Source organism: Vibrio sp. 2096 (assembly GCF_033339595.1).
Taxonomy (GTDB): domain Bacteria; phylum Pseudomonadota; class Gammaproteobacteria; order Enterobacterales; family Vibrionaceae; genus Vibrio; species Vibrio alginolyticus.
The window spans coordinates 1-12945 of the sequence record NZ_JAWOUX010000004.1; the positions used below are offsets into that span (position 1 = coordinate 1).

Consider the following 12945-nt stretch of genomic DNA (forward strand, 5'->3'; position numbering starts at 1 on the left):
ACTCAGAAGTGAAACGAAATAGCGCCGATGGTAGTGTGGGGCTTCCCCATGTGAGAGTAGGACATCGCCAGGCTTTAAATTTAAGAAGCCCGCTCGAAAGAGTGGGCTTTTTTGCATCTATAGCGTTTTAAAATTAGCTCACTTTATACCTAAAAAGTGGTCATTTACGGTGCGATATATTTGCTCTCTGCAACCTTCCAAAAGGCTTTAACAAGCGGATTTTCCAACTGAGTTTTGTTGCAGCAAACACCAAGTTTAAAAGGTTTAATTGGTAAGACTTTTAAACGATTTATCTTTTCTCTTACCGGACTGTTGTTGATTACAACATCAGGTGCGATACCTACTCCACACCCCAATGCAACCATACTTACGATGGCTTCATGTCCGGAAGTTTGTGCGTAAATCTTTGGCTTTATTTTCATTTGTTTGAGCCAAGTATTGGCCCTGTCCCTTGCCGTCCCTGCTTCTGGGAGTATGAATGGAATGACCGACCAGTCTGGTTTTTCTTTTTGTAGCTCTTCAGCAAACGCACTAACCCCAACAGGTACGATGACAGAAAGTGGGATTTCACTGATCGTTTCAAATACGATTTTATTTGGCATCTGTTCTGACTTGGCTGATATGGCAATATCGGCTTCATCTGCTAGTATTTTGTCGATCGCTTGAGCTGGATCGCCGGTTGATAGTTTGAACTCAATGAAAGGGTTCTGAATACGAAAGTCAGAGATTAGCTCCGGAAGATGGCTGTAGCTTGCAGTAACAGAACAAAAGAGACGGATTTCTCCTTTCAATTCATCCTCGGTTCCCTTCAGATGACTCTGATACTGCTGCCATTCGCCAAGAATCTTTAAGGCGACTGGGACTAGCTTTTTACCTTGGATAGTTAAATCAACGCTACGGTTGTCGCGTAAAAACAATTGTTGGCTGGTTTCCTCCTCTAATTTTTGTATCTGTCGGCTTAAGGCTGAAGGGCTAATATGCATTGCCGCTGCGGTCTTGGCGAAACTTTTACTCTCACAGAGATGAATGAAAAGTTGCAGGCTTTTGATATTCATTAAATTTTCATTTCCATGTTGCATAAATTGCAATAACTAGTTGTGAATATATCACTTTAAGCAATCTCATGTCTGTTTTAGTATGAAGTTATTCGGTAAGGCAATTACTGACCTCAATGGAAGAATCTCAAAGGAGCACCCAGATGGCTAATTATTTCAATACCCTAAACTTGCGCGAGCAGTTGGACCAATTAGGTCGTTGTCGTTTTATGGACCGCAGTGAGTTCGCTTCAGAAGCGGATTATCTGAAAGGTAAGAAAGTAGTCATTGTAGGTTGTGGTGCTCAAGGTCTTAACCAAGGTCTGAACATGCGCGACTCTGGTCTAGACGTTGCTTATGCGCTTCGCCAAGCCGCGATTGATGAGCAACGCCAGTCATTCAAAAACGCAAAAGACAACGGTTTTGAGGTAGGTAGCTACGAAACGCTAATTCCACAAGCTGATCTAGTAGTAAACCTTACTCCAGATAAGCAGCACACAAACGTTGTTGAGACGGTAATGCCGTTAATGAAAGAAGGCGCAGCACTAGGTTACTCTCACGGTTTCAACGTTGTTGAAGAAGGCATGCAAATCCGTAAAGACCTAACGGTAGTAATGGTTGCACCTAAATGTCCAGGTACGGAAGTTCGTGAAGAATACAAGCGCGGTTTCGGTGTACCGACTCTTATCGCTGTTCACCCAGAGAACGACCCAAAAGGTGAAGGTTGGGATATCGCGAAAGCTTGGGCTGCTGCAACCGGTGGTCACCGTGCTGGCTGTCTAGAGTCTTCTTTTGTTGCTGAGGTGAAATCTGACCTAATGGGTGAGCAAACTATCCTTTGTGGCATGCTACAGGCTGGCTCTATCGTGTGTTACGAGAAGATGATTGCTGATGGTATCGATCCTGGCTACGCTGGTAAGCTTCTTCAATACGGTTGGGAAACCATCACTGAAGCACTGAAGTTTGGTGGTATCACTCACATGATGGATCGCCTAACTAACCCTGCAAAAGTGAAAGCATTTGAGCTTTCTGAAGAGCTAAAAGAACTTATGCGTCCGCTATACAACAAGCACATGGATGACATCATCACCGGTCACTTCTCTAGCACTATGATGGCTGACTGGGCAAACGACGATGCAAATCTACTAGGCTGGCGTGCAGAAACAGGTGAAACTGCTTTCGAAAACTACCCAGAAACTGACGTAGAAATCTCTGAGCAAGAGTACTTCGATAACGGCATCTTGATGGTTGCTATGGTTCGTGCGGGTGTTGAGCTAGCATTCGAAGCGATGACGGCATCTGGCATCATCGATGAGTCTGCTTACTACGAGTCTCTACACGAGCTGCCACTTATCGCAAACACTATCGCACGTAAGCGTTTATACGAGATGAACGTGGTTATCTCAGACACTGCGGAATACGGTAACTACCTGTTCGCTAACGTAGCAACGCCGCTTCTACGTGAGAAGTTTATGCCAGCCGTAAATACTGACGTAATTGGTAAAGGTTTAGGTGAAACGTCTAACCAAGTGGATAACGCGACTCTTATCGCTGTGAATGAAACAATCCGTAACCACCCTGTAGAGTACATCGGTGAAGAGCTACGTGGTTACATGACTGATATGAAGCGTATCGCGGTGGGCGGCTAAATGACTGGCCTTAAGGCTCCATTTCGGTGTCGAAGGTGCTCGTTTACTATCGTACTCCTAGAAATGAAACCTTAATACAGCGTAATTTACTTAGTCTCAAGTAACGCAGTAGATAAACTCCAGGCAGACTGGAGTGATAAATACAAAATAAAACACAACATCTAATCAAAAGGCTTGGTCGCCGTTGACCAAGCCTTTTTGTTTTTAGCCGATTTATCTGCGCGCCGATAAGAAAAACGCTCCTTTGTGAGGAGCGCTTTGATACTTATTTTTCAGCAAGCTTTTCTTCAAGTTGTGCCAACTTCTGTTCCATTTCTGTTAGCTTTTGACGTGTACGTAGTAAAACTTGAGTTTGAACATCAAACTCTTCGCGACTTACAACATCTAGCTTGTTTAGCTGGCCTTGGATTACTTGACGAACTTTCTGATCGACATCAGAGCCCAACTCTTTTACAGGTTGAGGCATTGAGTCGTGAATCTGTTTAGCAATTTGCTCTAATTTCTTTGGGTCAAACATAGTGGCTAAAACTCCTTTTGATTTGTCCTCATTTTAAGTAAATGATACGTGAAAGTCGCCATTTAGATGGCAAAAAAGAGAGCGGCAATAAAAAAGGCCACCGAAGTGACCTTTTTGAATGCCTTAATAGCTTATCTGTTATCCGCTAATTCACGATGAGCTGCTTTCGCTTCGTCAACTCGCGCTAACTTCTCCAAGTCTTTGTCTTCAACAAATACTGGCAGAGGTTTGTGTTTTTCAGCTAGGTAGCTGTAAATCACAGGTAGTACAAATAGTGTGAACAGTGTACCGATTGCAAGGCCAGCAACGATGACGATACCGATACTGAAACGTTGCGCGGCACCTGCACCTGTTGCGTACATCAGTGGGATAAGACCTGCGATCATCGCAGCAGTGGTCATTAGGATAGGGCGAAGACGCACTTTCGCAGCTTCCATCACCGCATCAATACGAGACAGTTTATTATGTAACTGCTCTTCCTTGGCGACTTCACAGATCAAGATACCGTGCTTGGTTATTAGGCCGACCAGCGTGATCAAACCAACCTGCGAGTAGATGTTCATCGAGGCCGTACCCCAGGCCAATGCGATCAAGGCACCACATATTGCCAGAGGTACAGATACCATGATGACAATAGGATCGCGGAGTGATTCAAATTGAATCGCCAGAACGAGGAAGATGATCGCAAGTGCAAGACCGAAGGTTGCATACAAGGCACTACCTTCCGTTACAAACTGACGAGATTCGCCCATGTAATCGTGGTTATAGCCTGCAGGCAGCTTGGTTTGTGCAATATTTTCAAACCAGTCGATTGCGTCACCCATAGCAACACTAGGCGATGGTACTGCACCCACAGTCGCTGAGTTTAGCTGGTTGAAGTGTGGCAAAGAGCGAGGCTCAGCCACCACATCGATAGTAATCAGACTGCCTAATGGAACCGCTTTACCATCCACAGAGCGTACATAGTAGTTCTTCATCGATTCTGGGTTTAGACGCCATTTACGCTCAACTTGAGGGATCACCTCATACGAGCGGCCATTCAGGTCGATTCGGTTTACATAACCATCTGCCATCATGGTGCTGAGAGTGATGCCAATGTCTTGCATAGTCACACCGTAGGCACCCGCTTTGTCTTTATCGATCTTGATCTTCATCGTTGCTGAATCGTAGTTCAAATCCAGGTCGGAATAGACAAACATTGGGCTACTTGCAACATCGGTTAGAATATCGCTAGCGATAGTAAACAAGCTCTCGAAGCTATTTGGTGTTGTAATTACAAACTGAACAGGTAGACCTGAGCCTGCACCTGGAAGCTCTGGCATTTGGAATGCAGTGACAGACATACCAGGTACACTTGATACTAGGCCACCCACACGTTTCGTGATTTCAGATTGGCTTGCCTCTCGTTCACTCCAAGGCTTCAATGTTGCTAGGCCAAACGCTTGGTTTGAGTTTGGTACACCATTAAAGACCTGCGCGTATTCCACCTCCGGTTGATCTGAGAGTATTTGGTTTACGTCATCCATGGTATTTTGGATATAGTCCAAGTTCGCGTTTGATGGTGCGGTACCCATCAGCATGACCACACCTTTATCTTCAGATGGTGCTAGTTCGCTAGGAATAAACTTGAACAAGACCGGTAAGCTTGCAAATACAATGATTGCAAACGCAATAACAACCGGACGATGAGCCATTACCGCTTTCAACATGCCTTCGTAACGAGTGGTCATGCCATCAAGGATATGGTGAACTTTTTGCTCAAACTTGCTTGGCTTCTCGTTCGCCTTCAGCATCTTCGAACACATCATTGGTGATAGTGTCAAAGCGATGATGCCGGATACGAATACTGAACCTGCCAGTGTCAAAGCGAACTCTTTGAACAATGAACCGGTGATACCACCCATCAATGCGATCGGTGCGTACACTGCACCTAGCGTCAATGTCATCGCGATAACTGGAACCGCAATTTCACGTGTACCAATGATTGCAGCTCGGAATGGTGATTCCCCTTCTTTGATGTGACGGTCAACGTTTTCTAGTACAACGATCGCGTCATCCACCACCAGACCGATGGCAAGCACCATCGCCAGTAGCGTCATCAAGTTCCAAGAGAAACCCATTGCCTGCATCACCATTGCCACACCAATCAATGAAAGTGGAATGGTCACGATAGGAATGATTACCGCGCGGAATGAACCTAGGAACAGTGTGATAACCACAAGTACGATTACTGCTGCTTCAAGAATCGTTTTCACTACTTCGTGAATCGATTCGTTGATGGCGATAGTTGAGTCGTACATTACGTTCATTTTGATGTTACTTGGTAGGTTGCGCTCAAGCTGAGGCAACAGTTCAAGTACGTCTGCTGCAATGTTGATTGGGTTAGCACTTGGCGCTGCGTTGATCGCCGCAACCACAGCTTCTTGACCGTTTGCACTTGCGCGATAAACGTCGTGACTCTTCTCTAGCGTTACTTTAGCGATATCACCTAGGCGGATGACATCCCCTTCACCAGTTTTCACGACCAATGCTTCAAGTTCAGCAACGTTTGATACCTGAGTATCTGCGCTACCGTTATAAAGCACGAACTCACCCGTCGCTTGACCGGTTGCAGATTGGTAGTTGTTGGCGTTAAGAACGCTCATCACATCGGTTGCGGTAAGCTTCAAAGCGCCCATTTTGGCAGGATCTAACCATACGCGCAGTGCGTACTTCATACCACCATACAGGTCAACTTTGGACACACCGTTTACGGTGAACAACTGCGGGTTGATTACACGCTCAAGGTAGTCAGTGATCTGGCTTGAAGATAACTCGTCACTCGTAAAGCCGATGTACAGTACCGCCGTTGTCGAACCTGTCGACATGGTTACGGTTGGGTCTTCGGCTTCTTTTGGTAGCTGTGAACGTACCGAGTTGGTTTTCGCCAGAATGTCAGACAACGCCGCATTTGGATCAGTATTCAACTTCATGTTTACAGTAATGGTCGATTTACCCAGTACCGATTGCGAAGTCATGTAATCAATATTATCGGCTTGCGCTACCGCTTGCTCCAATGGCTGAGTAATAAAGCCTTGGATCAAGTTGGCACTTGCACCGTAGTAACTGGTGGTCACGGTGACCACCGTATTCGTCATTTCAGGGTATTCACGAACCTGCATTTTGAACACCGCTTGCAAACCAAGCAATGCAATCAAAAAGCTGATCGATACCGCTAAAACTGGACGTTTTATAAAAACATCTGTAAAGCGCATGATGCCTCCAACTTAAAGCATTGGTGTTTCAGCAGGTGGGGTAGTTGCATCGCTTTCGACAATGCTTACTTTCGCATGGTTACTCAAACGGACTTGACCCGATGTCACCACTACATCACCTGGCTTCACGCCTTCTAGAATGTGTGCGATATCTTTAGAGCGTTCGCCAACTTTTACCACATGCTGCTTAACGCGTTTTTCGCCATCTTCTTCTGTTACGATGTAAACATTGTCGCCATACAGCGTAAATGTGATCGCGGTTTGAGGTAGCGTGACCTGATTTTCTAATTTAGGCAGAATGATGTTTGCACGCGCGAACATACCACTACGTAGTTTGCCGTCACTGTTAGGGATATCCGCTTGAACTTGAATCAAACCACTTTGTACGTTTACAGCTGGTTCAATCGCAGAAATAGACCCTTTGAAAGGTTGGTCTGGATAAGCGTCAACAAAGATATCCACTTCTTGATCGATATTGATACGTGAAATATCGGTTTGTGGCACGGTGAAGCGCAAGCGCATCACGCTGGTATCTTCAAGGCGAACAATATCGGTGCCCGCCTGTAGGTACTGACCGAGGTACACGTTACGAATACCTACCACACCATCAAATGGCGCTTTTATTTCACGTCGGTCGATGGTTGCTTTCAGGCTTTCAATATCCGCTTTTAAGGAGAAGTAGTTTGCTTCTGCTTCGTCATACGCTTCTTTAGAAATAGAGCCTTTTTTGAATAGGCCTTGGTAGCGTTTGTATTTCGCTTCTGCCGCTGGCAACTTAGCTTGCGAGCTCTTCAAATTTGCTTTTTCGACTTCAGAATCAAGCAACACTAATGGCTGACCCGATTTAACTTGAGTACCGGAATCAAACGCGATTTTATCGATAACACCGCTCGTTTCGTTCGCTACCGTCACGCCTTGGTTTGGCTCGATAAAACCAATTGCCTCGATGACTGGTACCCAATCCACCGCTTGCACTTCTGTCACGGTTACTGGGAACTCAGGTTCAGGACGGTTTGCCATGTATTCAGCGATCTTTTGTTGCTTAAATAAATTGAAACCTATCACGCTGCCGAACAAGAGAACGGCGATAAGTAACATAAAGAAAGTCCACTTTTTCATTCTATTAAGAACTCCAAGTTAGTGTTTAATAATTGCATCCCAACTGGCTTCAATAGCGGCCTCTAATGCCGTCTTATCCAGTTGATAAAATCCCAAAGCGTGTTTCCGAGCAAGTGCAACACTTGCCTCAAAACTTAATCCAGAAAGTACTTCGTTATCGAGAAGCTTGAATACTCCCTCGTCTTTACCCTGATTAAAAAGAAGATCTACTTGGGCAAACATTTGTCTCTCAAGTTCCCGAGCTTTGCTACTATTTGAACAGGGTAAAGACTCATATTGGACTCGGTTGCTGATCGCACTTAAGTTCGAGCTCGCTAAATTCCAAATATTGAGCCACATGGTTCGATAACGCTGTTTTAAAGGCATCTCTTCACTAACACCTAGTTGCACCGCAGTAGCAACACGCTTAGCAACGTTAAGGCGTAGTTCCTCTAAAAGATGTTCTTTATCTGAGAAATAACGGTAAATCGTCCCTGCTGCGACACCTGCCTCATTGGCGAGCTTTTGCATGGAAAGCCCTTGAAAACCAGATTCAGCAATGAGTTGTTCAGCAGCGACTAAGATTTGTTCTCGTTTATCTACAGCAGGGTTATCCTTCATAATGTCACCCTTTAGTGAATGAACGTTCATTCATTATAGCTTAAATACCCGCCATTTATGCAACAGAATATTGCACTTAATTGGTGTGAAAATTACAAGAAATCAGCATAGCTTTCACGAGGCCACCCCTTTATCATAGGCGCCACATTCATCACCCGCAGAGAATTTCTATGAAGCTGAACCCTAGTCAAGATGAAGCCGTGAAATACGTGTCTGGTCCATGCCTAGTGCTAGCTGGTGCTGGCTCGGGCAAAACTCGTGTTATTACCAATAAAATCGCTTATCTGGTTCAGCAATGTGGTTACAAAGCGCGTAACATTGCGGCGGTGACGTTTACCAACAAAGCAGCACGTGAAATGAAGGAGCGTGTAGGTCAAACGTTAGGGAAAGGTGAGTCTAAAGGTTTGATGGTATCAACATTCCACACTTTAGGATTGAACATCATCAAGCGTGAGTACAAGCATTTAGGGTTGAAAGCGGGCTTCTCACTGTTTGATGACCAAGACCAGCTAGCGCTACTCAAAGAACTTACCGAAAAGCAGCTTGATGGTGATAAAGATCTGCTACGTCAGCTTCTGAGTTGTATTTCCAACTGGAAAAACGACATGTTGACGCCAGAGCAAGCCAAAGCGCGTGCGCAAGGTGAACAGCAACAATTGTTTGCGTTCTGTTTTGATATGTACCAAAAGCAAATGAAAGCCTATAACGCGCTCGATTTTGATGACCTAATTTTGATGCCCGTTTTACTCTTACGTAATCATGAAGATGTTCGTCAGCGTTGGCAGAATCGTATCCGTTACCTACTGGTTGACGAGTATCAAGATACCAACACGAGTCAGTATGAGCTGGTCAAATTAATTGTCGGAGAACGTGGGCGATTGACGGTTGTAGGGGATGACGATCAGTCTATTTATTCATGGCGTGGTGCGAAACCTCAGAACCTCGTGTTGCTGGGTGAAGATTATCCAAATTTGCGTTTGATTAAGCTAGAGCAAAACTACCGTTCAACGAGTCGAATCCTGCGTGCGGCCAACATTTTGATAGCTAACAACCCTCACGTCTATGAGAAGTCCTTGTTCTCTGAAATTCCTGACGGTGAAAAACTCAAAGTGTTGTTGGCTAAAAATGAAGAGCATGAAGCAGAGCGCGTAACGGGTGAACTAATTGCGCATAAGTTCCTAAACCGTACCGAATATAAAGATTATGCGATTCTATACCGTGGTAACCACCAATCACGTTTGATTGAAAAGTCTCTGATGCAAAACCGTGTACCGTATAAAATTTCTGGCGGCACCTCGTTTTTTGCGCGCGCAGAGATTAAAGACATCATGGCGTATTTGCGCGTTTTGGTTAATCCGGATGACGACAATGCATTTTTGCGCATTGTGAATACTCCACGACGTGAAATTGGCCCAGTAACGTTAGAGAAGTTAGGCAGTTATGCCAATATGCGAGGGAAGAGCCTGTTTGAGTCGAGCTTTGAAATGGGGCTCGAACAGCACCTAACGGGACGTGGCCTAGAAAACCTGCGTCGTTTCACCCAATGGCTAGTGGCGATTGCTGATCAAGCTGAGCGTGGTGATACCGTCGAAGCGGTTCGTTCGCTAGTTCGTGATATCCATTATGAAGATTGGCTATACGAAACTTCAGCAAGTCCGAAAGCCGCTGAAATGCGAATGAAGAACGTTTCTGATCTTTATTCATGGATAGTGGCGGACCTAGAGGGTGACAACTACGATCAAGAAGAGAAAACGTTAAAAGAAGTCGTTCAACGTTTGACCTTGCGTGACATGATGGAGCGCGGTGAAGAAGATGAAGACAGTGATGCAGTACAACTGATGACCTTGCACGCATCAAAAGGCCTTGAGTTCCCATATGTATACTTAATTGGGTCCGAAGAAGGTATTTTACCGCACCAAACCAGTATTGATGAAGATAACGTGGAAGAAGAGCGTCGCCTGATGTACGTTGGTATTACTCGCGCGCAACGTGAACTGACTTTCACTATGTGCAAAGAGCGTCGGCAGTTCGGCGAGTTGATCAAACCGACTCAAAGCCGCTTTTTGGATGAGTTGCCATTTGATGACGTTGAATGGGAAGTAAACAAAAAGCCAGTATCAGCAGAAGAGCGTATGGCGAAAGGTCAAGCACACATTGCCAATATTCGAGCAATGTTTAAGAAGTAAAGTAACCCTGTTCTCACTGACTAAAAACAAAAAGGCTTGCCAACTGGCAAGCCTTTTTCGTTGATGTCTTTACTTATAGACCTTCAATCATGTGGTCAATTGCTGCGATGATTTCATCGTCAGAACAGTCCATACAGGTTCCTTTGGCTGGCATCGCATTGAAGCCTTCTAATGCGTGCTTCACTAACGTATCTTTGCCTTGTGCAATACGTGGTGCCCAATCATCGGCATTACCTGTTTTAGGTGCGCCGTTTACACCAGATGCGTGACAAGCAATACAAAAAGTACCATAAACTGTGGCGCCATCACGTGGACCGGTTGGCTCTTCTTTCACTGGCTCAGAACCCGCTAGATAAACATCACCGACAGGTTGGATGCGTTCTGCGATCGCATCGTATTCAGTTTGGCTGATGTCAGAAGCTAAAGCTGCCGTAGAAAACGTTAAGGCAGCGAACAAAACGCTAATCATTTGTCGAGACATATCCATTAAACCCACTTCACATTCCCGAGGTAAGTGACTTACCTATTTATATAGTTAGAGTATTAATGCCGAGCAGAGAAATCATTAAATTCCACTGAATGGCATAGAATGATTAGACAACTTGGTTGCAGCTGTTAAATCAATGTAAATAATGGGTGATTATATCCCGATAACTTGTTGCAATAAACAACAAGTTATCCATGACAGGGCGTGAATCACATCAAAAATCCACTTTAACGGAAGATAACTGTCGAAAAAGAGACCAAACGATAAAAAAAGTAAAAAAAGTACTAGACGGCATAGTGTGATATCCGTATTATTCCACTCCGCCGATAGGGCATGCGCCCGTAGCTCAGTTGGATAGAGCGTTGGCCTCCGGAGCCAAAGGTCGAAGGTTCGAATCCTTTCGGGCGTACCATTGCCTCGGAGGATACATCGGTAAAAATCAGTGGTGGCTATAGCTCAGTTGGTAGAGCCCCGGATTGTGATTCCGGTTGTCGCGAGTTCAAGTCTCGTTAGCCACCCCATTCTTTCTTTTTTAGATTGAATGCGGTAGCATTGCTCCCAATCTTGATTCAATCAAGATAAAACATCGTCGGTGAATAGCGCAGCTTGGTAGCGCATCTGGTTTGGGACCAGAGGGTCGGGGGTTCGAATCCCTCTTCACCGACCACTATTTAGTTTATGGCTCTAATAGAGCGGTAAACAGCAAAAATTGATGGTGGCTATAGCTCAGTTGGTAGAGCCCTGGATTGTGATTCCGGTGGTCGCGAGTTCGAATCTCGTTAGCCACCCCATTAATTAAGGTGACTTCTTAGTTGAAGTGTCCTGTCTGATTTGAGAAAATCAGCAAATACAGTTCGGTGAATAGCGCAGCTTGGTAGCGCATCTGGTTTGGGACCAGAGGGTCGGGGGTTCGAATCCCTCTTCACCGACCACTATTTAAAGCCTCAGTCGAAAGACTGGGGCTTTTTTGCATCTCTCCTGAAAAGAATCGGCATTCCATTTCAATTTTTCCCAAAAGTGTACAGCTCTAGGGGCTTTTGACCACCTATGATCCAAATGCTTTTCGAGCTGACAAAATAAACCCCAGAGCAGTGTCTGGGGTTTTGTAGTTTTCTAATCCGCTGCTTTTATTGGGCGAGTGTTTTAAGGATTTCTTTCAGTTCTACCGTTTCTTGGATTTCAAAACTTGGCGTTATATCCGTTGAGTTGCTTGCGCCTGTCGCATTCACCCATACACTCAAAATGCCCATATTGTTAGCGCCAGCAATGTCAGCAGGTAAAGAGTCGCCCACGTGTAGAGCCTCTTCTGGTTTTACTTCGACCAAGTCGAGCGCTTTTTGGAAAATACTTGTAGCAGGTTTCTCTTCTGGCTCTTCTCCTCCCACAATAATATGGTCCACCCAGTTGCTCATTTGTGTCGCGTTTAATTTAGGGTGTTGAGAAAAAATCGGGCCGTTAGTGATCACGACGAGTTTGTAATGTTGACGAAGGTCGCTGAGCATTTCTTTTACACCAGGGAAGAAAGTGAACGCGCCCATACGTGCAGAGTCAAAGTAGTCTTGAGCTTGTTGAGCCTCTTTTGCAGTGATGCTGACGCCTTGCTCCGCCAAGATGTTTTGGATCAGGCCACAACGGAAGGCATTTTCATCGGGTAGCAGAGCAACAAGGTGAGGGAACTCAGCATTCAGCTTTTTGTATACACCCTGTAAGTAGCGCTGCAAAAAAGCTTTTGGCTCAGTCACTTGTGGGTAGGTTTTATGAATCCAAGTTGTAAACGCTTGTCCTGCAACTTTATCGGCTTGTGACGTTGCACATAAAGTCTCGTCCATATCAAAAAAAATCGCTTTAAGCACAGGGGCTCCTTTTATTTACGGCTTGGCTTTGACACTGTTCATCTATTATCCCACTCTCAATTGTGTCGTAAAGGGTTAAAACCGGCGAGTTTTCTTATGACGTACGAATGAAGATAGCGGTACTTTCCTTTGCTTAGTCAATAAACCGCTTAAGTGGCGCATAATCTGCATTGGAGCAGGATTTGTGTGGTTTTGCTGTTTTGTTCACGTTTTGACCTATCCTTTCTCTTCCTAAGTTTGGCTTTT

9 protein-coding genes and 5 tRNA genes are annotated in these 12945 nt (G+C 45.0%); 7 read left to right on the plus strand and 7 right to left on the minus strand.

Annotated elements, in window-relative coordinates; genetic code table 11:
* Positions 1–164 precede the first annotated feature (164 nt).
* Positions 165–1055 carry an HTH-type transcriptional activator IlvY gene (gene ilvY, locus R7Q41_RS08755; RefSeq protein WP_318108466.1) on the minus strand — a complete coding sequence of 297 codons (891 nt, stop codon included), beginning with the start codon at positions 1053–1055 and terminating at the stop codon, positions 165–167.
* A 143-nt stretch (positions 1056–1198) separates the two neighbouring features.
* Between ilvY and ilvC the strand changes: the two genes are divergently transcribed.
* A complete protein-coding gene (ilvC, locus tag R7Q41_RS08760; protein WP_005379098.1) occupies positions 1199–2683 on the plus strand; it encodes a ketol-acid reductoisomerase in 1485 nt (494 codons plus the stop codon).
* 265 nt (positions 2684–2948) lie between these two features.
* On the opposite strand, the gene ubiK is transcribed toward ilvC, so the two are convergent.
* The 4 genes from ubiK to R7Q41_RS08780 all read right to left on the minus strand — a co-directional run bounded on the left by ubiK (position 2949) and on the right by R7Q41_RS08780 (position 8173).
* Complete coding sequence (gene ubiK, locus R7Q41_RS08765; protein ID WP_005379099.1) at positions 2949–3200, minus strand: ubiquinone biosynthesis accessory factor UbiK; 252 nt, start codon at positions 3198–3200, stop codon at positions 2949–2951.
* Between the two features lie 131 nt (positions 3201–3331).
* Positions 3332–6454 carry a multidrug efflux RND transporter permease subunit VmeD gene (gene vmeD / locus R7Q41_RS08770; protein ID WP_005379100.1) on the minus strand — a complete coding sequence of 1041 codons (3123 nt, stop codon included), beginning with the start codon at positions 6452–6454 and terminating at the stop codon, positions 3332–3334.
* Positions 6455–6466: 12 nt separating this feature from the next.
* The gene (gene vmeC, locus R7Q41_RS08775) at positions 6467–7573 is read right to left on the minus strand and encodes a multidrug efflux RND transporter periplasmic adaptor subunit VmeC (protein WP_005379101.1); all 1107 of its coding nucleotides are present in this window, start codon (positions 7571–7573) and stop codon (positions 6467–6469) included.
* An 18-nt stretch (positions 7574–7591) separates the two neighbouring features.
* A complete protein-coding gene (locus tag R7Q41_RS08780) occupies positions 7592–8173 on the minus strand; it encodes a TetR/AcrR family transcriptional regulator (RefSeq protein WP_005384254.1) in 582 nt (193 codons plus the stop codon).
* Positions 8174–8343: 170 nt separating this feature from the next.
* Here R7Q41_RS08780 and rep point away from each other — a divergent pair, with 170 nt between their 5' ends.
* The gene (gene rep / locus R7Q41_RS08785) at positions 8344–10359 is read left to right on the plus strand and encodes a DNA helicase Rep (RefSeq protein ID WP_005379104.1); all 2016 of its coding nucleotides are present in this window, start codon (positions 8344–8346) and stop codon (positions 10357–10359) included.
* A 73-nt stretch (positions 10360–10432) separates the two neighbouring features.
* On the opposite strand, the gene R7Q41_RS08790 is transcribed toward rep, so the two are convergent.
* On the minus strand, positions 10433–10846 hold the full coding sequence (locus R7Q41_RS08790) for a c-type cytochrome (RefSeq protein WP_005384252.1): 414 nt from the start codon (positions 10844–10846) through the stop codon (positions 10433–10435).
* A 335-nt stretch (positions 10847–11181) separates the two neighbouring features.
* On the opposite strand from R7Q41_RS08790, the gene R7Q41_RS08795 reads away from it, so the two are divergent.
* The 5 genes from R7Q41_RS08795 to R7Q41_RS08815 all read left to right on the plus strand — a co-directional run bounded on the left by R7Q41_RS08795 (position 11182) and on the right by R7Q41_RS08815 (position 11778).
* Positions 11182–11258 (plus strand) — tRNA-Arg (locus R7Q41_RS08795).
* Between the two features lie 33 nt (positions 11259–11291).
* Positions 11292–11367 (plus strand) — tRNA-His (locus tag R7Q41_RS08800).
* Between the two features lie 69 nt (positions 11368–11436).
* Positions 11437–11513: transfer RNA gene (locus tag R7Q41_RS08805), tRNA-Pro, on the plus strand.
* 48 nt (positions 11514–11561) lie between these two features.
* A tRNA-His gene (locus R7Q41_RS08810) sits at positions 11562–11637 on the plus strand.
* A 64-nt stretch (positions 11638–11701) separates the two neighbouring features.
* Positions 11702–11778 (plus strand) — tRNA-Pro (locus R7Q41_RS08815).
* Positions 11779–11973: 195 nt separating this feature from the next.
* Here the strand turns inward: R7Q41_RS08815 and R7Q41_RS08820 are convergent.
* Positions 11974–12699, minus strand: coding sequence for an HAD family hydrolase (locus R7Q41_RS08820; RefSeq protein ID WP_005379107.1), 726 nt, complete (start codon positions 12697–12699; stop codon positions 11974–11976).
* Between the last annotated feature and the right edge of the window lie 246 nt (positions 12700–12945).